General features: G+C 34.4%; 23 protein-coding genes and 2 pseudogenes. 11 read left to right on the top strand and 14 right to left on the bottom strand.

Annotated features, from left to right (window positions below):
- Nucleotides 1-156: 156 nt before the first annotated feature.
- The 4 genes from ACFINY_RS08455 to traA form a co-directional block, all read right to left on the bottom strand.
- On the bottom strand, nt 157-375 hold the full coding sequence (locus tag ACFINY_RS08455) for a type II toxin-antitoxin system RelB/DinJ family antitoxin (RefSeq protein WP_375612408.1): 219 nt from the start codon (nt 373-375) through the stop codon (nt 157-159).
- A gap of 78 nt (nt 376-453) precedes the next feature.
- Complete coding sequence (gene vbhT / locus ACFINY_RS08450) at nt 454-1980, bottom strand: type II toxin-antitoxin system protein adenylyltransferase VbhT (RefSeq protein ID WP_375612409.1); 1527 nt, start codon at nt 1978-1980, stop codon at nt 454-456.
- Nucleotides 1967-2155, bottom strand: coding sequence for an antitoxin VbhA family protein (locus ACFINY_RS08445; RefSeq protein WP_375612410.1), 189 nt, complete (start codon nt 2153-2155; stop codon nt 1967-1969). The genes vbhT and ACFINY_RS08445 overlap by 14 nt, the downstream gene beginning before the upstream one ends.
- A gap of 68 nt (nt 2156-2223) precedes the next feature.
- A complete protein-coding gene (traA, locus tag ACFINY_RS08440; protein WP_375612411.1) occupies nt 2224-5934 on the bottom strand; it encodes a Ti-type conjugative transfer relaxase TraA in 3711 nt (1236 codons plus the stop codon).
- A 207-nt stretch (nt 5935-6141) separates the two neighbouring features.
- Here traA and ACFINY_RS08435 point away from each other — a divergent pair, with 207 nt between their 5' ends.
- The 6 genes from ACFINY_RS08435 to ACFINY_RS08410 all read left to right on the top strand — a co-directional run bounded on the left by ACFINY_RS08435 (nt 6142) and on the right by ACFINY_RS08410 (nt 10170).
- Nucleotides 6142-6372: a TraC family protein gene (locus ACFINY_RS08435; RefSeq protein ID WP_375612412.1), complete on the top strand. Its 231-nt coding sequence runs from the start codon at nt 6142-6144 to the stop codon at nt 6370-6372.
- A gap of 52 nt (nt 6373-6424) precedes the next feature.
- Nucleotides 6425-6649, top strand: coding sequence for a conjugal transfer protein TraD (locus ACFINY_RS08430; RefSeq protein WP_375612413.1), 225 nt, complete (start codon nt 6425-6427; stop codon nt 6647-6649).
- Nucleotides 6627-8537 carry a Ti-type conjugative transfer system protein TraG gene (traG, locus tag ACFINY_RS08425; RefSeq protein WP_375612414.1) on the top strand — a complete coding sequence of 637 codons (1911 nt, stop codon included), beginning with the start codon at nt 6627-6629 and terminating at the stop codon, nt 8535-8537. Before ACFINY_RS08430 ends, traG begins: the two co-directional genes overlap by 23 nt.
- A gap of 314 nt (nt 8538-8851) precedes the next feature.
- Nucleotides 8852-9361: a replication/maintenance protein RepL gene (locus ACFINY_RS08420; RefSeq protein ID WP_375700993.1), complete on the top strand. Its 510-nt coding sequence runs from the start codon at nt 8852-8854 to the stop codon at nt 9359-9361.
- Nucleotides 9362-9586: 225 nt separating this feature from the next.
- Complete coding sequence (locus ACFINY_RS08415) at nt 9587-9865, top strand: type II toxin-antitoxin system RelE/ParE family toxin (RefSeq protein ID WP_375612416.1); 279 nt, start codon at nt 9587-9589, stop codon at nt 9863-9865.
- 17 nt (nt 9866-9882) lie between these two features.
- Nucleotides 9883-10170 (top strand): HigA family addiction module antitoxin, encoded by a 288-nt coding sequence (locus ACFINY_RS08410; RefSeq protein ID WP_375612417.1) that lies wholly within the window; start codon nt 9883-9885, stop codon nt 10168-10170.
- 49 nt (nt 10171-10219) lie between these two features.
- Here the strand turns inward: ACFINY_RS08410 and ACFINY_RS08405 are convergent, their stop codons facing one another.
- A complete protein-coding gene (locus ACFINY_RS08405) occupies nt 10220-10396 on the bottom strand; it encodes a hypothetical protein (RefSeq protein ID WP_375612418.1) in 177 nt (58 codons plus the stop codon).
- Nucleotides 10397-10783: 387 nt separating this feature from the next.
- The gene (locus ACFINY_RS08400) at nt 10784-11452 is read right to left on the bottom strand and encodes a hypothetical protein (protein ID WP_375612419.1); all 669 of its coding nucleotides are present in this window, start codon (nt 11450-11452) and stop codon (nt 10784-10786) included.
- Nucleotides 11453-12320: 868 nt separating this feature from the next.
- On the opposite strand from ACFINY_RS08400, the gene ACFINY_RS08395 reads away from it, so the two are divergent.
- Nucleotides 12321-12677 carry a helix-turn-helix domain-containing protein gene (locus ACFINY_RS08395; RefSeq protein ID WP_375612420.1) on the top strand — a complete coding sequence of 119 codons (357 nt, stop codon included), beginning with the start codon at nt 12321-12323 and terminating at the stop codon, nt 12675-12677.
- 31 nt (nt 12678-12708) lie between these two features.
- Here ACFINY_RS08395 and ACFINY_RS08390 read toward each other — a convergent pair whose 3' ends face one another.
- Nucleotides 12709-12975, bottom strand: a complete 267-nt coding sequence (locus ACFINY_RS08390) for a hypothetical protein (RefSeq protein ID WP_375612421.1) — start codon at nt 12973-12975, stop codon at nt 12709-12711.
- Nucleotides 12976-12978: 3 nt separating this feature from the next.
- Nucleotides 12979-13659, bottom strand: a complete 681-nt coding sequence (locus tag ACFINY_RS08385; protein ID WP_375612422.1) for a ParA family protein — start codon at nt 13657-13659, stop codon at nt 12979-12981.
- A gap of 97 nt (nt 13660-13756) precedes the next feature.
- Between ACFINY_RS08385 and ACFINY_RS08380 the strand changes: the two genes are divergently transcribed.
- Entirely contained in the window at nt 13757-14005 is a 249-nt protein-coding gene (locus ACFINY_RS08380; protein ID WP_375612423.1) for a hypothetical protein, read from the top strand.
- Nucleotides 14006-14091: 86 nt separating this feature from the next.
- On the opposite strand, the gene ACFINY_RS08375 is transcribed toward ACFINY_RS08380, so the two are convergent.
- The 6 genes and pseudogenes from ACFINY_RS08375 to ACFINY_RS08350 form a co-directional block, all read right to left on the bottom strand.
- The gene (locus tag ACFINY_RS08375; protein ID WP_375612424.1) at nt 14092-14736 is read right to left on the bottom strand and encodes a recombinase family protein; all 645 of its coding nucleotides are present in this window, start codon (nt 14734-14736) and stop codon (nt 14092-14094) included.
- 163 nt (nt 14737-14899) lie between these two features.
- On the bottom strand, nt 14900-15355 hold the full coding sequence (locus tag ACFINY_RS08370; RefSeq protein WP_375612425.1) for a TIR domain-containing protein: 456 nt from the start codon (nt 15353-15355) through the stop codon (nt 14900-14902).
- 45 nt (nt 15356-15400) lie between these two features.
- Complete coding sequence (locus ACFINY_RS08365) at nt 15401-15550, bottom strand: hypothetical protein (protein WP_375612426.1); 150 nt, start codon at nt 15548-15550, stop codon at nt 15401-15403.
- 117 nt (nt 15551-15667) lie between these two features.
- Entirely contained in the window at nt 15668-16321 is a 654-nt protein-coding gene (locus ACFINY_RS08360; RefSeq protein WP_375612427.1) for a hypothetical protein, read from the bottom strand.
- 856 nt (nt 16322-17177) lie between these two features.
- Entirely contained in the window at nt 17178-18515 is a 1338-nt protein-coding gene (repC, locus tag ACFINY_RS08355) for a replication initiation protein RepC (RefSeq protein WP_375612428.1), read from the bottom strand.
- Between the two features lie 550 nt (nt 18516-19065).
- Nucleotides 19066-19158: pseudogene (locus tag ACFINY_RS08350) on the bottom strand (nuclease); the annotation flags it as partial.
- A gap of 298 nt (nt 19159-19456) precedes the next feature.
- Here ACFINY_RS08350 and ACFINY_RS08345 point away from each other — a divergent pair.
- The 3 genes and pseudogenes from ACFINY_RS08345 to ACFINY_RS08335 form a co-directional block, all read left to right on the top strand.
- Nucleotides 19457-19807 (top strand): TrbC/VirB2 family protein, encoded by a 351-nt coding sequence (locus ACFINY_RS08345; RefSeq protein WP_375700992.1) that lies wholly within the window; start codon nt 19457-19459, stop codon nt 19805-19807.
- A gap of 18 nt (nt 19808-19825) precedes the next feature.
- Nucleotides 19826-20149, top strand: coding sequence for a type IV secretion system protein VirB3 (locus tag ACFINY_RS08340; RefSeq protein WP_375612438.1), 324 nt, complete (start codon nt 19826-19828; stop codon nt 20147-20149).
- Nucleotides 20149-20547, top strand: a pseudogene (locus tag ACFINY_RS08335) (transporter); the annotation flags it as partial. The gene ACFINY_RS08340 and the pseudogene ACFINY_RS08335, both read left to right, overlap by 1 nt.

Genomic DNA, 20547 nt, shown 5'->3' with positions numbered 1-20547 from the left:
ATCTCGATGATAGATGTCATCATCCAATGTAAACGCCTCGAAGGAAAATTTCGTGTAACAGAAATCTATTACGACCCCTTCAAACGCCGTGATGCTTTTTAAAAACTGTCGAAATCACTTAAATAAATCATTCATATATTTCGCGAAATATACATCTTATCCTTTTTTACTCTTTTCAAAAGTTTTAAGCGTTTCCGCATTAGAAACAGCCATATCAAACGGCAATCCTCTTTCATCAACAACTTTAGCTAAAGAAATTCGTATGAAATCAGACACCGTAAGTCCTAAACTTGCTAATATTTCACCAGCTTCTTTTTTCAACTTCTTATCTATATTTGCTCGAACAACATCTTTTGAATCTACGGCTACACTCATAGTAAAACTCCTTTAGTTACCTTCTTATGTGTGGATAGAATTAGTTATAATAACAAGTTTCTAATGTTCTAAATTTCTTTATCGCGAAACATCTTTTGACTTTGTTTCCGCTATCACATTTTTTAGCTCTTGTGTATGTCTCTGTTGCAAAAATTTAACTGCTGTTTGAAGCTCGTTCACAAGCTTTTTATCTTGAGGCTGATTTTGGGGTATCGCTTTTGACAAGTCAAAGTCTTGTTTATGAATGGCATCCTGTCCAAAACGTTTATCTAAAGCACTTTGTAGCTTTAAAAACTCTTGATTGATCTTCTCTGGTATCTTCGAATAATTATCACGACCAGCTTCAACATTTTTCATAAAAGTCACTGCTTCTTGTGAAAGTGACGGAACCTCTACTTTTAACTGTTCACGCTCCCGTGTAACCCTATCCATATGTATCTCATAAGAATTCTTATAAAAGGATTGAAGCTTTTTAATAGAAGAAAGTGCAAAAGGAACATGATAAAGCGCTTCTTTTCGTTCTTTTCCTGTAGCCTTCAATTTATCGATTAAACGATCTGACCCACGCAGTTCACCCGCTCTATCAGGAGATTTATCCAAAATATCAGATAATTTATCGCCTTTACCTGCTAAAATCGTTTGTTCAATCCTAAGGGCAGCCTCTTGTGGATCTCTATAAATAGATGCTAAACGACTGTTTAACTCCTTAAACATATTAACATAAGATTTTTCATTCCTAAGAGCGCTTAGCGCTTTCTGTTCTAAATTAGAGTTATCCGTATAAGCAGCAAGGTATGGCTCTCGTTCTGTTGCTTTTGATGCAACATTCAACTCTTTTTGTGATTGCTCAACCTTGGGATCTTCTTTTTCAAGTTTGCTAAAAACTGTCTTCACTTTATTAAAAACAGTTGTAATTTTTTCCTTTTGTTCTTCGGATAATTCTTTATTGTTCTGTACATCAGAAGCTATATTTTCCCCTAAACCTTGAGAAACATCAATCTCTCTATTCTTTGTAAATTCGGTAAGGTTATTACGGATGAGTATAGATAGATGGTCAGAATTACCAAAATGTGCCGCAATTGATGCCTCTATCATTTCTTGTTTATCAATACCCTTCCAGTTGATATGATAACCAGCTTCACGAGCAAGTTGTCCTATAAATTCACGTTGTGTACGACCATTTCCTTCTCTAAACGGATGCAACGCATTCAACTCCCCCATGTAATGTCCAGCCCTTTGACTAAATTCGTCCATATCAAGACCACGCAGATACTGTTCTTTTGCAAGCTGTTGCGTAATCTTCGGTGCATAACTTTCAATCTGATTATAACTAGCAAACATACTATTGCCTTTGGCAATATCCACTGAACGAATTTGTCCCGCCCATTCATATATATCACCAAACAGTTTCCTATGGATCTCTTTCATATGATTGAGATCAAACTCACCACGAATAGGAGTATGTACAAATTCGAAAGATTTTACATAAGCGATAGCAGATTCTACACGCTGCAGTGTGCCTTTGTCTTTAATACCAAGTCGGTTATACATCACACCAGTTTCAGGATTAGTATAAGGATCACCGCTTCCCTTATACTTCTCCACGTTTTACCCGTTCCAACAAATCTTTGATTACATCTCCTGTTTCGAGCTCTCCGATAATAACACGTTCCATTTGTTCAACGACTTTTGAATCTGGTTCCAGTCCCTCTAAACGTTGACTTGCCAATGCATTTTCAGCATAGAGGCGACGCAGCTTAATTTCCTCTTCACTCAACATAAAATTCTCCTTTGTTGATATTTATTATAGCTCAAATAAGCTATAGAAGCAAGTTTTCATTCCTTACCTTACCGTATCACATCTTTTGATATTGCACGCGCTATCGCATTGATTTGCTCCTGTTGTCTCTGTTGCAAAAATTTAACTGCTGTTTGAAGCTCGTTCACAAGCTTTTTATCTTGAGGCTGATTTTGGGGTATCGCTTTTGACAAGTCAAAGTCTTGTTTATGAATGGCATCCTGTCCAAAACGTTTATCTAAAGCACTTTGTAGCTTTAAAAACTCTTGATTGATCTTCTCTGGTATCTTCGAATAATTATCACGACCAGCTTCAACATTTTTCATAAAAGTCACTGCTTCTTGTGAAAGTGACGGAACCTCTACTTTTAACTGTTCACGCTCCCGTGTAACCCTATCCATATGTATCTCATAAGAATTCTTATAAAAGGATTGAAGCTTTTTAATAGAAGAAAGTGCAAAAGGAACATGATAAAGCGCTTCTTTTCGTTCTTTTCCTGTAGCCTTCAATTTATCGATTAAACGATCTGACCCACGCAGTTCACCCGCTCTATCAGGAGATTTATCCAAAATATCAGATAATTTATCGCCTTTACCTGCTAAAATCGTTTGTTCAATCCTAAGGGCAGCCTCTTGTGGATCTCTATAAATAGATGCTAAACGACTGTTTAACTCCTTAAACATATTAACATAAGATTTTTCATTCCTAAGAGCGCTTAGCGCTTTCTGTTCTAAATTAGAGTTATCCGTATAAGCAGCAAGGTATGGCTCTCGTTCTGTTGCTTTTGATGCAACATTCAACTCTTTTTGTGATTGTTCAACCTTGAGATCTTCTTTTTCAAGTTTTGAAAAACTTGTCTTTGCTCTATCCCAAAGGGATTCAATCTTCTCTTTTTGTTTTTGCAACCATTCTTTATTAAAATCAACGTAAGAGGCTATTTTTTCCCCTAAACCTTGAGAAACATCAATCCCTCTATTCTTTGTAAATTTGGCTATATAATCTCTATAATCAGGAGATTCAGAAAAATCGAGAGTTGTTGTTTTAACACCAGATCTAGAAAAAGCTGCTACCAATTTCTCATAGGTATTGGCATGATCAGACCGCTTGATAGCATCAACAAAAGAAGGATCACCGCGTTCTATTAAATCAACATTAAAAACATTTCTTTTAATTTCTTTATTATTAACAACAATAGTTTCTTTATCTTGACGAAGTGATATCTTGTCACCAAGCTCAATACGAGCCCCATCTATCGCAGAGGGAAGATTTACACCATAAACACGTTCAATTCCACGGAAAGTTGCTATATCCGCATAAGGTGTTTTGGTTTTGGCGGTTTCACTAAAAGAAGCATACCCAGCTTCAACAAGTTCACCAGTGATTGTACCTTTAACCTGTTTGTGTTCGTGTAATCGAACGTTTTTAAAATCCTCTTCGGCTACATAAAGATGTGACTGATGCCTATGCCGAGACATTGCAACATAGGAGAGATGTTGATCCATAGATGAAGAGGCTAAAACAAAGACATTATCAACGGTAACTCCTTGACTCTTATGAACTGTAGCCGCATATCCATGATCAATATTTTGATAAGTCTGATTGGAGAAAACAACCTCCTTACCAGAGTCAAGACGCACTTTTAAAAGCGGTTTTCCTCTTTCATTTTGTGTAGACAAAACAGTTCCCAACATACCATTTTTAACTTTTTGCTTACCTAATTCTGGGGCATATCTTTCTTCAAATTGAGCATTTTCAAGAAAGATAATTCTGTCACCAACAACAAATTCTCTACGCCCCTTAAGAGTATCAAAATTTGTGACGCTTGCACTATCTTCAAATTTAAGTAAACGAGCATCTTTAAGAGCGGTTCGAATTTCTTCATTTAATTTTTTTACAGACGCATTTGTATGAGCAAGAACAAGTAATTCGTCACCCCGTAAAGTTTTTCCTTCTTCCTCACATTTTTGTTCTACTTTCCTTCGTGTATCCATCCAATCTTTAACAAGAGTATTTATGGCTTGGTCACGCGTTTTAATCTCACGAATGAATCCTCTATTTTTATAATGATCTAAAGCTTCCTTTACTTGTCCACGTGCAAACTGTCGTGATGCATCTTGCCCCCATTCTTCTTTTTGTCTTCTAATACCGGATAATTCTACATAACCAATATTATCAACTACAGCGCGAAATGCCGCTCCAGCCTCAATGGGTTGCAACTGCATATTATCACCAACAAGAACAATTTTTGCGCCTACTTTTTCAACTTTTTGGACAAAATGCGAAAGTTGTTTTGAAGAAACCATTCCAGCTTCATCAATGACAAAAACATCACCAACCCGTAATTCATCTTTCTTATTTTTCCACGCTAATTCCCACGCAGCAAGAGTTTTACTTTTTATCTTTGAAGATTCTTCAAGACCTTCCGCAGCCTTCCCCGCAAGAGCTGCTCCAAATACACGCTTCCCACTATTAACCCACGCAATATTTGCGGCTTCCAATAGAGTGGATTTTCCAGCACCTGCATAACCAACAACCGCCGCAATACCTTTATCATCTGTAATATGTTGAACGGCTAATTTTTGTTCTTCTGAAAATTTAAATCTATTACTTTTATCTTTATTCTCAACAGACTTTATTGCCTCTAAAACCTGTCTATCTTTTACACCGTGTCCTGTCGTTTGAGACAACGAAACAACACTCCGCTCCATATCATATTCGGTTTTTAATATTTCCTTTGTGGAGTAAATCACTTTATGATGATTGGAATGATCTTTAATTTTAATCAAGTTGTTGCTTTGTTCTAAGCGCACCATAATATCATTAAAATCATTTGAATTATCAACATATCTATTAATGATCTTAGCAAGATCACCACGATTAAATGTCGACTTCTCAAATGAAATCAACTTCAATACTTCATTAGGGTTTTCTCTAATTTTCTCTACAGATTTCTGTTTTATTTTTTCATTGGCTCTTACTGCATTGCTAGCAAGTCCTTTTTTACCCATTGCATAAGCAGATTGCCCCAAATGAATGGTCGGTTCTATGGATAAACCACGCTCTTTGTAAGAGCGCATATCTACTTTTATATCATGACCTGCAAGTGCAAGATGCTTCGTTGCAATCTCACCCCATGAGTTGCGTAAATCCTTCAATGCATCTTTATGACCTATGACGGTTTCATAAACTATACGCTCTTCTTTTCTTATAGCATTACCTTGTTTATCACGAATAGTAACAAGAGATTTTTTTACTGTTCCATCTTCATTTAAGACAGCTATTTTTTTGGGACCAAAACCATTTTCTAAAACTGGACGTAAAGTATGCATAATATGCACATGTGGATTTCCTTCCTTGTCATGATAAACCCAATCAGAAACAAGACCACGTGATGCAAAGTTTTCTTTTACAAAGTCTCGTACAAGAGAAATATTTTGATCTCGTGATAACTCTAATGGCAACGCTATAACTATTTCTCTTGCCAACTGTCCATTCACGCGCTCACTATTTTGCACAGTGTTCCACAGCCATTCACTTTTTTTGTCATTCGTATCAAAATAACTGAGTTGTTGTGTAATCCATTTTGGAGAACCTTCTGGAATATTTATTTCCGAATGTACAAGGTCTCTATCTTTATCATATCTATGCGTATGAGATCCTTCTAACTCATCAAACATCCTTGTCCTATGTCGATAGGCAGCCGCCGAAATTGCTGATTTTCCAGCACCAATAATTTTAGCTTGTAAATGTGTACTTGCCATAAGATACAATTACCAAAAATTGTGTTTATTTCACAGAAATAATCTATAGCATAAAACGTTTTATTTTAAAACGTATAATTGCGCCTTCAAAAATCTTTTGAAAAAAGACATTTTCAGGAGCGCATAAATGCGCACTATTAAGTATTGTTATTTGAGATTTATTTTGTTAAGTAAAAATAAAGATTAAAAAATAAAAGAGAGTTTGAAATGTCACGTAAATCTTTAGAAAAACTTATGGAAGAAAAAAAAGCTCTGGAAGAAAAAAGTAAAAAACTTCTTGAAAGAATTAAAGCTGCTAAAAAACAAGAAGGGGAAAAAATTGCACTATTAGCATCTGAAGCAGGGTTAACAGAATTAAATATAACAAACGATCAATGGAAAAATATTTTCGAGGAGATTAAAGCCCGATTTCAAAAAGAACAGCAAAAAACTGAATAATCTTGGTAACTCTATAAAATCACTAAGACGAATTGAAAAAAGGAGGAGATTTTTGAGTGATGAAATAAGACGCAAAGATGCACGTGAAAAAATTATTCTAGGCGGTCTTGTCGTAAAGGCTGGTCTTAAAAATTCTGATAAGTCTTTCATTTTAGGATGTTTAATTCATGCTGCAAAACTTGATACAAATTCAAATGAATATAAAAATTTACAAAAAATAGGACAGCATGCTTTTGCTGATACGCGGGGTCAAAATGATAAACAACCTAGATCGTAAACAAATCATATTTTTAATATGCCCTTTCCTCTTTTCAATCATAATTCTTTTTCTTGTAAATATAACAATAAATGAAATTACAGAAAATGGTACTACCCCAGATGCTTATTGGTTTGTTCGTTCAAAACCTCTCGATATTCTCGTCCTTATTGCACTTTCATGTTCTTCATTTATTCTATTACAAAAAAGACATATAAGAAAAAATATCACCATAGCATCATTAATCTCCTTTTGTCTTTTTGCTGCCTACTACAGTATAAATGAATATATCAGATTAAGTCCTTATGTAGGACAAAATAACATGACATGGGCTGATGTTTTTCCTTTCTTTGATAGGATGGTTTTGAGCGGTTCAATCATTGGTATTATTATCCTTGGTTTCACGATGAATCTATCGTTGCCAAAAAAATCGCCTTTGAAAAAATCAAAAAATACGATCTTCGGCGACTCTCAATGGATGAATATGAAAAAACTAGAAAGCATCTTTCCAAGCAATGGAGAAATCATCATAGGAGAACGATATCGAGTAGACGAAGATATTGTAACAGATGTTCCTTTCGACCCTCAAGACAAAACAACATGGGGAAAAGGAGGAACACAGCCATTACTAACATATAAACAAAATTTTGATTCAACCCATATGTTATTTTTTGCTGGTTCTGGTGGATACAAAACAACCAGTAATGTTATTCCTACTTGCATAAAATATAGCGGTCCACTGGTTGTTTTTGACCCTTCAACTGAAATTGCTCCAATAGTAAAAGAAATAAGAGTTAAATCAAAAAGAAAAGTATACGTTCTTGATCCCCATGGGGATTCAACAGAAACTTTTAATCCATTAGATTGGTTATTAGATGAAAATATCCCTATTTATGAAAGGGAAGCAGGTCTCGTAGAAATAGCACGACTCCTCCTTTCAGAAAATTATAAATCCACTTCAACCGATCAATTTTTTATCTCTCATGCTCACAATTTGTTAACAGGTCTACTTGCACATGTCGTCTTTTCTGATGAATACAAGTTAGAGGCAAAAAACTTAAAAACTCTTCGTATGATTGTATCAGAGCCAGAACCATCCGTAATTGGAAAATTGCAATCTATACAATCAAGTTCTTCATCACAATTCATTCGTGAAACCCTTGGGGTCTTTACTAATATGGCACCGCAAACTTTCTCTGGTGTTTATGCTACTGCTTCTAAAGATACCCAATGGCTTTCCCTTGATAATTATGCCAACCTTATAAGTGGTAAAGACTTTAAAACAACTGATATCACAAAAGGAAATATTGATATCTTTTTGAATATTCCATCAAAAATTCTAAAATCTTACCCTGGTGTGGGACGTATTCTTGTTGGTTCTTTTCTCAAAGCTATGGAAGCCGCTAATGGAAACTATGAAAAAAGAGTCCTCTTTGTTTTAGATGAGATTGATCTTTTAGGATATATGAACATCTTAGAAGAAGCACGTGACCGTGGGCGTAAATATGGAATATCTCTCATGCTCTTTTACCAATCTGTAGGACAAATTGAACGTCACTTCGGTTCATCAGGTGCTATGGCATGGTTTGAAAGCTGTGCTTTTGTAAGTTATGCCGCTATTAAAGATATTAAAACAGCTGAAAATATATCAAAGGCATGCGGTAAAATGACTGTTGAAGTGAAAGGATCAAGCAAATCTCTAGGAACATCAGGAGCAAAAGGGACTGAGAGCCTCAATTTCCAGCAGAGACCTTTAATTTATCCTCACGAAATTACCCAAGAAATGCGAAAAGACGAACAGATCATTCTCATGCAAGGGCATCCCCCTATTCGTTGCGGACGTGCCATATATTTCAGAAGAAAGGATTTAAGGGCTCTTGCTAACAAAAATAGATTTGCCCCTAAATAATAATATATCCTAAATAGAACTCACTTCGTTCGTCCATAATCAATAAAATGAGAGGCTATCCGCCTCTCAAACTCTCCGGAACGCTCACCAAAATCATGACATCATGATCCGCGTTTAATGAGAGGACTAACAATCCTTGGTTCTTAGTGTCAAGGAAACCATTACATGGCGCCTAAAGGCGTCCTTGACAAAGAACCTAACGGCTTGTTTCGTCCCTCTCACGCGGCTCTGAAATCATGATTAGAAGGGAGAGCTTTTAGGGGTGCTTAAACAGTACCTTATAGTATGAAAAAAACATTTGATTTTTTAACTACGTGGATAAAAAAATATACCAAATAAATTGTGAAATAGGGAAGGTTTTGTTGTTTGTGTCGTACCTAAAAGGTAAAAATGGATTTGAAAAGGAATGGATTGCAATGCCTCAACATCCGATGGCTATAATAGCGAAAAGTAATTTAAACGGATATGATCTCAAGGTGTTTTTCATTCTAGCTTCACGTCTTGATTTCGAAAATCTATTAGTTGTCAATCAAACGGAATTGGCTAAAAAAGTTGGTATTACCAGACATCACTTTAATCGAAGCATAAAAAGACTAATAACTATGGATATTCTTTTGGAAGGTCCTCGTATTGGGATTAATAGATCCTACCGTCTCAACCCAAACCTTGGTTGGAAAGGTAGTGCTAAAATCCACAAAATAGCTCTTAGAAAGAACTTAAAAAATCGCATGAAAGCAGACGGTATTCAAGGTGTATATGAGAATAAAAAACCTTTAGAAATGGACATTAGTAATCAAATAGATCTTGAAGATTATCTTAGATAAAAAAATAATTAGCTCCATTTATCTATAAAATAAGAGGCTGCCCCCTCCTCAATTCAAAAAATCTGCTTTAGCAGGCATTTTTGATGCTTAAAATATACAGATACAGAAGAGAAAAATAATAAAAGCATAGTAGTTACGCTTCACAATGTTACCAATAATGGTAACATTGTAGCTTAATGAACAACTTCTTCTTGTATTTTATAACGATACACATTACAGTGAATCATGATTTTGGGATTTAAACATAAAGGGCTTGAAGCCTTCTACACTACTGGTACTACAAAAGGAATTCAGTCTGCTCATACTCAAAAGTTAAGGCGTATTCTAAGTGCTCTTGACGTAGCTATATCACCAAATGATTTGAATTATCCGTCCTTTCGATTACATCCTTTAAAAGGTGATCTTAAGGGCTTTTGGTCAATTACAGTAAATGGAAATTGGCGTGTAATATTCCGTTTTGTTGGTATAGATGTCGAATTAGTTGATTATCTAGATTATCATTGAATAAGGAGAGATAAAAAATGATGAAAAACCCTCCACATCCTGGAGAACTCTTGCGTGAAGATGTAATCGTAGAGCTTGGTTTATCTGTTACCGAAACAGCTGAACGGCTTGGTATGTCTCGTGTAGCTTTTTCTAGGGTTTTAAATGGAAAAGCTGCTGTTAGTCCCAATCTCGCTATTAGACTTGAAATGGCTGGTGTGAGTACTGCACGTGCTTGGCTAGCTATGCAAACAAATTATGATTTAGCGCAAGCTTTAAAACAGAAACAGCCTAAAATACATCCTCTTTGTACTAGCTCTTGTTAGTACCATTCTATCGTATTGGAGAGCTTGACGAACATTCTCTAATAAGCTTTTACTTGAAAAGCATAAGATCAGAACCAGGAGGAGCTAGCCGTAATAGCAGCGTATCGTACCCCCAATTGACAGCTAAACTTAGAAATATCAAGACAATATAACCAATGACCATTGCTGTTTGGTGTTCAAAAGGTGCAGAGCCCGCTACATATCCAGTAAAAAAAATAAATAACACCAGCAAACTCCCCCCTGCTATAAACTCTGTTAAAATAATAACCGGTTTACGAATAAGCAAAAGAAAAAGGAAAAGAAAAAAAAGGCACGTTTTCAATATCTTATGTAATATTTTATAAACGATAGAAAACACTCTACGTATTATAGTTATTAAAATTGATTGTTTGGAATTTGGATTTTTCTCTTTTTTATTTAATTTATTAGTAGATAGAGTGTCCATTACCCCCTCCAATATTTTTATCTATAAAACGCTTTATGGCTATATGATACGTTTTATTTTATTCACGATTATTTATATACCTATATAAATAATTATTTCAATTTTATGATTTTTTAGTGCTTAATGTGACATAATTTTTAAAAAGCAGGCGCCCCCCGCGCCTGTTATTTATGCTACTTCAGCGACCGTTTTAACAATATTATCGCCTTCATAAACCTCACAATTTCTGGGAACGAAAGAAAACCTAGCAGATCTTTTTATTATTGCATTGCCATATACATTACCACTAATATGGAAATAACCAGAGATCTTCGCATTGCCATAAACAGAACCGTAAACTTTAGTATGACACCCCACGCTAGCATTTTCATAGACCTTGCCATAAATTTTCGCTGCGCCACTAACAACAGCATGATCATAAACTTCTGCATTTCTATGAATACGTGCACTCCCAGATAATTTTGCATTACCATAAACCCGTGCATGATGATAAACCCATGCGTTATAAGAAAGATGAGCATCGTCATAAACATGAGCGCCCACATACACGCGGGTTTTATCACATACATGCGCATTCCCATAAATGTGACCACAAACAATAGCATCATCACAAACAATAGCGTTATCATAAACACGACCGTAGCTAAAAGCCCATGCATTACCACCAACCCAGCAATTTCCGTCATGAGAGAGGTTATCTTCCTTCTCAATAAAACCACCAAGATCACCAGCCTTGACATCACCAAAGTCTCTTAATGCACGAATGCGATAAAGTGTAACATCACCAACTTGTTTGGTTTCATTTGTAAATTCATATTTTTTGGAGATAGCGTTCATAATGAACTCCTTTAGGTTAATAATGTTTTGAATTGACACCTATAAAGGCGTCGGGTGCTCAAAACACAGCCTAAAGTCTGTTGTTATGCTTTCCCCATAAGGGTATTATATGACATAACTACACCCGACAAAATCATTATACGTTTTTAAAACATACAAAGACAGTCAGTTTTTGAAAAGCAAAGAAAGATTGTTTCGTAATCTATTCGCTTTAGGATTAGTGTTTTGATCACTTAAGTATTAATATAACAAAATACCCATTTATTGTCAACTATTTTTTTGTCTTTTTTTGCCATTTTTTATAATATTTTCAAATATTTATCTCATAAAATAGCTTATAATTTTTATCTCTTTCTTTTGTAGTATTTGCCCTAAAAGCTCTCCCTTCTAATCATGATTTCGGAGCCGCGTGAGATGGACGAAACAAGACGTTAGGTTCTTTGTCAAGGACGCCTTTAGGCGCCATGTAATGGTTTCCTTGACACTAAGAACCAAGACTTGTTAGTCCTCTCATTGAACGCGGGTCTGATGTCATGATTTTGGTGAGCGTTCCAGAGAGTTTGAGAGGCGGATAGCCTCTCATTTAAAAATATAGTTTGTAAGTAAAAAACTATTTTTATTGCTAAACTTCCAAGATTATTTTATGAGTGAGAGTTATTGGTTATCTACGCAATGATCAATAAGGGAGTAAAAGCCCTAAATTCTAGAATATAAATTAGTCCATTATATGGACTTCCCGGAATTCCGGGAGATTTTGTTATGTCCAAGTGCTTTAAGCACTAAAAGCAAAAAGCTGACTAGAATTCAGTACTTTTAACTCCCGGAATACCAATGCGAGGGCGCTCGCACCCGGTAGGGGGAATTAAAAGTGCAAAAGAAAACTCCACATTTTAATGATATTTCTGTAGGCAAAAGAATTCGTCATAAACGCATTTCAATGGGAATTTCTCAGACAGAGTTAGGAAACAAATTAGGAGTAAGCTTCCAACAAATCCAAAAATATGAAAAAGGCTCAAATCGTGTAGGAGCTGGACGCTTGCAGGAAATCGCTAATATACTAGATGTTCATATCTCCTTTTTTTATACCGATATTTCACAAAAAATAAATATTCCGTACCATTATGATGAAGAAATTTCCAGTAAAGAAGAATATTTCCTTTTAAAAGGTTTTAGAAAACTTAATCCTAAAAAACAGAAAGCAGTTTTATGTTTGTTTTCTGAATAAAATGAATACTTTTAAAATTATAGCGTACAAACTAATCGCTCTGTTTATAAGCATTCATTAATATTTCTAGAAAATCACCATGACGATATCGCTCTTGTTTAGCCATCAATTTAAAACGATTAATGATATTTACGCTAGCTTTGATATTTAATTGTATCTCAACTGACTGTTCACGACTTGGGAAAGCTGCTGCCTTATCTATCTCTTTGCGTTGTACAATATTTAAAGAAGATTGAGTTTGTCGTGGTTTAAAATCATCAAGTTCTGAAAAATTTAATGGTTTTCTTTCTGTACTCATTCTTTAATTTCCTTTCTCTTGAACTTTTTTTAGCTTTGTAATGACTTCAGCAACAAATGCTTCAACATTGCCAATCGCAGTTTCTAAATTATTAACTTCCTTTGGATTGAGATTACGATGTGAACCTCCAGTTGCAAAGATTGCGGAAAAAGCATCACGTTCATTGATTTCTGTTTCAAAAACATCAAGTTCTGGGTTTTTTCTAAATTGAGATGATACAAAACGAGCAGTTCTAGATTTTGCAACAACTTTAGATTGCGTAAACAAAACAGAATAAGCGATAAGACGCCGTACAGCTTTCATATCTCTGTGAATTTCTTTTATAATTTCGATAGCTGCTATAGCGTCTTGCTGTTGTTCCTTCATAGGAACAATTACAAAATCAGATTGACTAATTGCATAACTAGTTAAGCGTGATGCTGTACCTTCTAGATCAACAATTACGAATGGATCTCTAGTAGATGCAATTTCTATTTCATCTAAAATAGTTTTTTCAGATTCATTAGTAACGACAGTAAGATTATCTGGTTTACCCGGCAATTCAGACCAAGTGGTAATAGGATGGCGAGGATCAGCATCTATAATTGTAACAGGTTTAGCATGTGCAAGTTCACAAGCAAGGAGCAAAGCAGATGTTGTTTTTCCACTCCCCCCCTTGGAATTAGCAAAGGATATGACAGGCATTTAGTTACTCTCTAAATAGAATATGGTATTGTATTGTATAGTATTATACTATAAGGTATAATAAAGTATTAAAGTACACCTTTTATAAGAAGCAAAAATGCCCAAAAAATACGTTCAAAATCATAACGATAAAGTTTTTAAAAACGTTAGCAATTTTTTTGAAACTTTTAATCAAAAAATAGATAGTTTTAACAAACCCTATATAATACAGCGTGATGGATTTACAGAAGTTAAAACAGAGAGAGGAGATATCATAAAAAGTAAAGTTCCAGAGGCTGCACTACAATTAGCTCTAATGATAGACAATGGCACAAAATTTTGGAAAGAGGATATAGGAAAAAATTAATTTCCTCTATGAGAAGTTTATCAGTTAATTTTACTATACCTTATGATATTATATCGTAGGGTATATTACTATACTAAAATATACCTTTATGTTTTTGGCATGGTAATGATAGGCTTTATTTTTGTAAGCGTGATGTTTTTACGTTCAATAAATAAACGCAAGGTGTTCACACTGACTCCTAATGTCTTAGCAATACGGCTCTGTGATAAGCCAACATTTATAAATGCTTGAATTTCATCAATGTGATTGTCCAGCTTTAATTGCGTAGCTTTACTTCCTTTTGGCCGGCCAAGTTTTATTCCTCGTTGACGAGCAACATTTAAGGCTTCTTTTGTGCGTGTTTGAATTAAATGCCGTTCAATTTGCGATACCATACCCAATACGTTTGCAATGATATCGCTTTGTAAACTTCCATCCATGATAAGGTTTTGTTTCGTTATATGCACAATTAAACCACGTTCACTGGCTGCTTTGAGAATTTCTAAAACAGCAAGAGAAGAACCAGCTATACGAGAAAACTCCGGTGTGAGTAAAACATCACCACATTCCGCTTTTTCAATTAAAGCACCAAGTTTACGCTTACGCCAATCTTTTCCTCTACTTGCAATTTCTTCCTCAATATGAAGTGGTGCAAAGCCATTTTTATTAGCATATTCTAACAATCCAAATTTTTGATTTTCTGTATCTTGTCCATCACGAGAAACACGTAAATAAGCATAAAATTTTGGCATTTTCAGTAAAAAGGTTATTTTAGATTAAAACTGATATATTATTGCATAGAAAAAATAGGAATTAAATATACAATTTTCGTTCATAAAAAATGATCGTTTTTTATGATATTGCAATTTATGACGTTTCAAATGACACTGTGCGTATACTTCATGCAAAAAAAATTCAGTCGTTAAGTGTATCTAAATTGAATCCGGCTGTGTTTAATAGTTCAATAAGTTTTGGGAGAGTCTCTTTTACGTGTTCATTAAAAGGAATGTAATTAATCCCTTCATAATCTGAAGGCACTTCAACATCTCGTTGTTTTAAAATAGCAATATTTCTGCAAGAAATTATAGGAAACAACATACCCATTTTAAAAATAACATTTTTATTAGCGCGCGGTTGTGCGTCTTTTTTATCAGCAGATTTTGCATAGCCAATCTCATCGGGAGTAAGTAACACAATACCAAATTTTGGAGAATTAGTTTGCATACTAATTTCTTGTTTAAAATCCTCAATAGTAGTTAAATCATCACTACCAAATTTCAGAACGTATGGTTCCAATCCAAGCTTAAAAAGAATACGTTCAGTTTGTTCTAAAATAGTATGATTATTATATACAATAAAAATTTTTGGCATTTTTATATCCCCTATAAAATACATGCATTTATCCCAGAGGGCTTATTATTCTTTATCAACGAATAATTGCGATAAAAATTTCTCCCAATCTATATTTTCCTTTAATTTATCATTAGTCTCTTTATCAAATTTTATTTTTTTACCATTTACAGTAAAACAAAATTCAACACTTTCGATATCATCATGATTGAGCATTTCCAACACCTATAATTTCAGTTATGTTCCATGTTTTATTGAGTTTAATGGAAATTTTAATACCTTTGTTTTTACATTGCTCTCTGAAAGCAGGCGCCCCCGCACCTGCTATTTTATTTACGCAACATCCTCATACTCATCACAAAAATAATCATCATCACTACCAAATCTTGGAATTGCCTCATCATGAATTTGATCACCAAATGATAAAGAGGCATTGCTATGAATACAAGAATAGCCAGATACAACAGCATCATACACAACAGCATCATCAATGACACTGGAATGATCACAAATATAAGCACCATCACCAACAATGGCATACCCCCCGACATGAGCATCACCACAAATAACAGATGTATCAGAAATATAAGCATTATCACTTACAGAGGCGTTATCATAAATTTTTGCATTACCTTCAATTACAACAGTGTCTTGAATATGGGCGTTGCCATAAACCTCACAATAATCATTTATTGTCATGCCTTCAAAAATAGCATTGCCATAAATTTGTGCATCACCATAAACGTCTACAAAAAAGCTTTTCACTTTACCATTTTCATAAACCCTTGCATTTTGAAAAACGCGTGCTTTATCGTAAACCCAGCAATTTCCGTCATGAGAGAGGTTATCTTCCTTCTCAATAAAACCACCAAGATCACCAGCCTTGACATCACCAAAGTCTCTTAATGCACGAATGCGATAAAGTGTAACATCACCAACTTGTTTGGTTTCATTTGTAAATTCATATTTTTTGGAGATAGCGTTCATAATGAACTCCTTTAGGTTAATAATGTTTTGAATTGACACCTATAAAGGCGTCGGGTGCTCAAAACACAGCCTAAAGTCTGTTGTTATGCTTTCCCCATAAGGGTATTATATGACATAACTACACCCGACAAAATCATTATACGTTTTTAAAACATACAAAGACAGTCAGTTTTTGAAAAGCAAAGAAAGATTGTTTCGTAATCTATTCGCTTTAGGATTAGTGTTTTGATCACTTAAGTATTAATATAACAAAATACCCATTTATTGTCAACTATTTTTTTGTCTTTTTTTGCCATTTTTTATAATATTTTCAAATATTTATCTCATAAAATAGCTTATAATTTTTATCTCTTTCTTTTGTAGTATTTGCCCTAAAAGCTCTCCCTTCTAATCATGATTTCGGAGCCGCGTGAGATGGACGAAACAAGACGTTAGGTTCTTTGTCAAGGACGCCTTTAGGCGCCATGTAATGGTTTCCTTGACACTAAGAACCAAGACTTGTTAGTCCTCTCATTGAACGCGGGTCTGATGTCATGATTTTGGTGAGCGTTCCAGAGAGTTTGAGAGGCGGATAGCCTCTCATTAAAAATAAGGATTAACTGAAAATATTTAATATTTTTAATGTTTCTTTTAAAAGTATAAAAAACTAATAAAATAATTGCTAAATAAAAATATCTTGTATATATCTTTTTTGGGAGAGAGAGGTCACAACAAACTATCCCCGCTGGATAAGTTGATCATTTTATCTCTTTCTCCTTTTTCAAAATCAAAAATTTTTGCTATTTTCGACCTCCGTTACGCCTTTAAAAAATAACGATAAATAATTAAAATATTTATTTCGTATATAAATTATTATTTATGTAAACTTTGGCATTTTTAGATTATTTAACGTTTTATTGAGTTCAAACTCAAACAAAGAGCTTTTTTCTTCGTTTAGCTTTATTTTCTGATTTTTTTCTAAGTTTAAACTATTTATTTCTTCTTGATCAGCTTGTTTCAATAAAGCAAATAAAGAACGCTCTAGATACAATTCTCCCTTTTTTTCTTTATCAATCATGCCGCGGAGATATCCCCCTGGTGATTTTACAAGTCCTCTAGCATATTTTTCAAAAATGATGGCAATGGCTAGAGCTGTTTTTTTAAGCCCCATGATTTTTGTAGCTTGTTCAGCGGCATGTTCTGAAACTTTAATCATTCTGTACATAGGATACATAGAACGTATCAAATCGCTTTCTGTTTGGAGACTATATTCAGAAAACAAGACGGCATTTGGTAAAGCCTTTTCTAGTATCTCCGGCTTAATTTGAGGCAATGTACTACCTTTTGAGGGAAGTGATGTTTCGGTCTTGCCTTTCTCTATATTTTCATAAGCCATTTTATCATGACCGGAGGTCACATTAATGGTTTGAGTGTGTTCAGAGTTATCTGAACACTCATTTTTGTTACAATTACAATTATAGTTAGGGGTTGTATTATGTAATTGCATAACATTTTTGTTGTTTGTGCATAACATTTTTGTAAAAAATAAACGCTCTAAGAGCCAATTAAAAAGCTTAATAGCTTTTTCCAATTTAAAGGTGGACGCTTTAAAAGGAGAACCAAGAACAGATTTAACTTTATTCATACGATTAAAAAACATTGTAGCGATAGGTGTAAATTTTATTTCTTCAATACGAAGCCGTAATCGACGACAAACACCACAAAAGGTTCTAACAGCCATATCATGATGTTTCTTTTCTTCTTTACTCTTTAAAATAGAGTGCTGAAGTTCATGGTAACGCGCGATTAAAATGCTAAGGTCAATACCACAAGCAATTGGTACATGATTAGCAGAATTAAAACTATAGCGTTTATAATTACCAGAATCCCGCATCACAATAAGACCTTTATCAAAAAGGCGTGAAAGTAATCTACTTACATGAACAGACGTACAACCAATTTCCAGACCAATTTGATGGTTGCTTTTAAAAACTATTGGAATTTTACCTTTTTCAAAATGCGTAACTGGTACAGTATTCAAAAGTTTAGCTAATAAATGGGCTTCTGTTCCTTTGATAAGATCAGTTACTGGTAAGTCTTGTACAAGAAAAAGAAGTTGGCTTCTAGTAATGTGGCCAATATTGGTATTATCAGCAATTTTTATATATTCCCAGTGCTTTGAAGTTAATTTTCTACCAGATGTTTTATTAACCATAATTTTTAAAACCTCTCTATTGGAGGCAAAAAAATGCTAAAAATATCCCTTTTCTACAAAATTTCTCTTGCAGAATGCTTCACGATAAATTAAATTAGGAATTACTTTATTGGATTTAATTTACCGTATATGTAGTACGGGTATTTTAGAAACCCTTCTGTTAACGCAGTTGGGTTTTTATTTTTTTGCCATTATATTTCCCTCTATTTGAAACGACTCATAGCTCGAAAAAAGCGTGTCAAGGTCAAAGCTATATTAAAAAAAAAAGATTTTCAATATGGTAAAGCTTTCAAACAACTGTTTTTTATGGCAATACAACCTAATACAACCTACAATAACAGCAAAGCGAAATAACATATAACCACGGAAACACGCTATTATACAGCGCTGTAGAAAACAACCTATACGAGTAAATAAATTCTAAACACAATAATTTTTCTTTGCAAGAATTGCCACTAAGGACTGTGTAGATTATGATTAACTTTTTTCTGATAAAGTTCGTAGTGGAATATTGCCTTGATTTTTCAGTAGCGCTTGAGAGAACGTTTTATCAATAATGGTCAATGGAATTATAGCTCCCGTGATCTCTTCGCCAATCTTCTGGTTGTTGAAATTTGCTCGACCATAAAACATTTTGTGCTTTTTAAGCAGGGTTTTCTATTGTCTTTTCTGATCCTTTAAAAAAAAGAATTTTCATTATGTTGACTGAAATAAAAGTATCAAAAAATAATAATATAAATTAATATAATATATTTAGGCGCTTCTCTAAGATATTTTAAAAGTATCATTTTGAATATTACTATATTTTTGTCTATTATCTAAGATAAAGATTAAATATTTTTAATTTTATAGTAGAAAAAATAGTTTTTTCATTTTATAGGTTAGATTAATATCTTAACTATTAATTAATTTTCAACTTCAAAATAGCGTGGGGGTTTTTCATGAAAAACATGAATAATTCGTTCAGTTGTGAACACATCTTACCAAAAACTACTCTATCCAACACACAAAAGAAATGGTTAACAACAGCATTTATGCTGTTTATTGCCTTCATCGCACTGAGTGAACCAGCATTTGCCGATGGCGGCTTCGGAAAAATTGAAAGTGCTCTTCAAAAAATAATTGAAGCTTTAACAGGACCAATTGCAAAATCAATCGCGACCATTGCGATTGCCGGTGTTGGGATTGCATGGATTGCTGGTTATGTTGAAATGCGTAAAGCTTTCTTTGTTTGTATTGGCATCGGCATTATCTTTGGTGCACCACAAATCGCAGCAATGTTTTCTAGTTAAACTTTGTCTGTCAAAGCCATGAAAGAGCGCGATAAGCTAACAGAAGATACGTTATTTCTTGCTTGCACGCGCCCTGCAATGATTGCGGGCGTGACGGTGGAAGCTATGGGATTAAATGCGATAGGAACGATGGTATTGTTTATTGTGATAGGCAATATTTTTCTTGTAACCATTGGTATTGCCATGCATTTCATATTCAAGGAAATCCTAAAGCATGACCATAATAAATTTCGTATTCTTCTGACATGGCAAAAGACATCTATTTTTGCCAGAAACTCTAGTCTATGGGGTGGGGGAAGTATTTCTCCATTACGATTAATTCGTAATTATGAGGAATTATAATGAATGCTGCTCAATACAAACGTGAAAAGCAACCAGAGGCGATCATTCCTTACGTGCGCCATGTCAATAAACACATCATTGCGCTGGATTCACGCGCTCTCATGAGCGTTATTAAACTTGAAGGCATTAACTTTGAGACAGCAGATATTATTGATCTGAATGTGCTTCACGAACAACTCAATAATCTGTTTAAAAACATAGCGGATGAACGGATAGCGCTTTATAGCCATATTATCAGAAAGCGTGAAACCGTTTATCCGGATGGGACTTTCAGATCGGCATTTGCCAAGCAATTAGATGATAAATATCGCGAGCGGATGGTTTCACAGGAGCTTTATCGCAATGATCTTTATCTTTCTATTTTGTGGAATCCACACGTTGATCAAACGGATAAATTA

It is taken from the genome of Bartonella sp. AA23NXGY (assembly GCF_042197165.1).
Classification (GTDB): domain Bacteria; phylum Pseudomonadota; class Alphaproteobacteria; order Rhizobiales; family Rhizobiaceae; genus Bartonella.
This window is presented reverse-complemented; position numbering and strand designations above follow the sequence as displayed.

Excerpts from the sequence above, each read along its gene's own strand:
- ACFINY_RS08455 (WP_375612408.1), bottom strand. The coding sequence starts at position 375 with ATGAGTGTAGCCGTAGATTCAAAAGATGTTGTTCGAGCAAATATAGAT.
- ACFINY_RS08445 (WP_375612410.1), bottom strand. The coding sequence starts at position 2,155 with ATGTTGAGTGAAGAGGAAATTAAGCTGCGTCGCCTCTATGCTGAAAAT.
- traA (WP_375612411.1), bottom strand. The coding sequence starts at position 5,934 with ATGGCAAGTACACATTTACAAGCTAAAATTATTGGTGCTGGAAAATCA.
- ACFINY_RS08435 (WP_375612412.1), top strand. The coding sequence starts at position 6,142 with ATGTCACGTAAATCTTTAGAAAAACTTATGGAAGAAAAAAAAGCTCTG.
- traG (WP_375612414.1), top strand. The coding sequence starts at position 6,627 with ATGATAAACAACCTAGATCGTAAACAAATCATATTTTTAATATGCCCT.
- ACFINY_RS08415 (WP_375612416.1), top strand. The coding sequence starts at position 9,587 with ATGATTTTGGGATTTAAACATAAAGGGCTTGAAGCCTTCTACACTACT.
- ACFINY_RS08410 (WP_375612417.1), top strand. The coding sequence starts at position 9,883 with ATGATGAAAAACCCTCCACATCCTGGAGAACTCTTGCGTGAAGATGTA.
- ACFINY_RS08400 (WP_375612419.1), bottom strand. The coding sequence starts at position 11,452 with ATGAACGCTATCTCCAAAAAATATGAATTTACAAATGAAACCAAACAA.
- ACFINY_RS08390 (WP_375612421.1), bottom strand. The coding sequence starts at position 12,975 with ATGAGTACAGAAAGAAAACCATTAAATTTTTCAGAACTTGATGATTTT.
- ACFINY_RS08385 (WP_375612422.1), bottom strand. The coding sequence starts at position 13,659 with ATGCCTGTCATATCCTTTGCTAATTCCAAGGGGGGGAGTGGAAAAACA.
- ACFINY_RS08380 (WP_375612423.1), top strand. The coding sequence starts at position 13,757 with ATGCCCAAAAAATACGTTCAAAATCATAACGATAAAGTTTTTAAAAAC.
- ACFINY_RS08375 (WP_375612424.1), bottom strand. The coding sequence starts at position 14,736 with ATGCCAAAATTTTATGCTTATTTACGTGTTTCTCGTGATGGACAAGAT.
- ACFINY_RS08370 (WP_375612425.1), bottom strand. The coding sequence starts at position 15,355 with ATGCCAAAAATTTTTATTGTATATAATAATCATACTATTTTAGAACAA.
- ACFINY_RS08365 (WP_375612426.1), bottom strand. The coding sequence starts at position 15,550 with ATGCTCAATCATGATGATATCGAAAGTGTTGAATTTTGTTTTACTGTA.
- ACFINY_RS08360 (WP_375612427.1), bottom strand. The coding sequence starts at position 16,321 with ATGAACGCTATCTCCAAAAAATATGAATTTACAAATGAAACCAAACAA.
- repC (WP_375612428.1), bottom strand. The coding sequence starts at position 18,515 with ATGGTTAATAAAACATCTGGTAGAAAATTAACTTCAAAGCACTGGGAA.
- ACFINY_RS08345 (WP_375700992.1), top strand. The coding sequence starts at position 19,457 with ATGAAAAACATGAATAATTCGTTCAGTTGTGAACACATCTTACCAAAA.
- ACFINY_RS08340 (WP_375612438.1), top strand. The coding sequence starts at position 19,826 with ATGAAAGAGCGCGATAAGCTAACAGAAGATACGTTATTTCTTGCTTGC.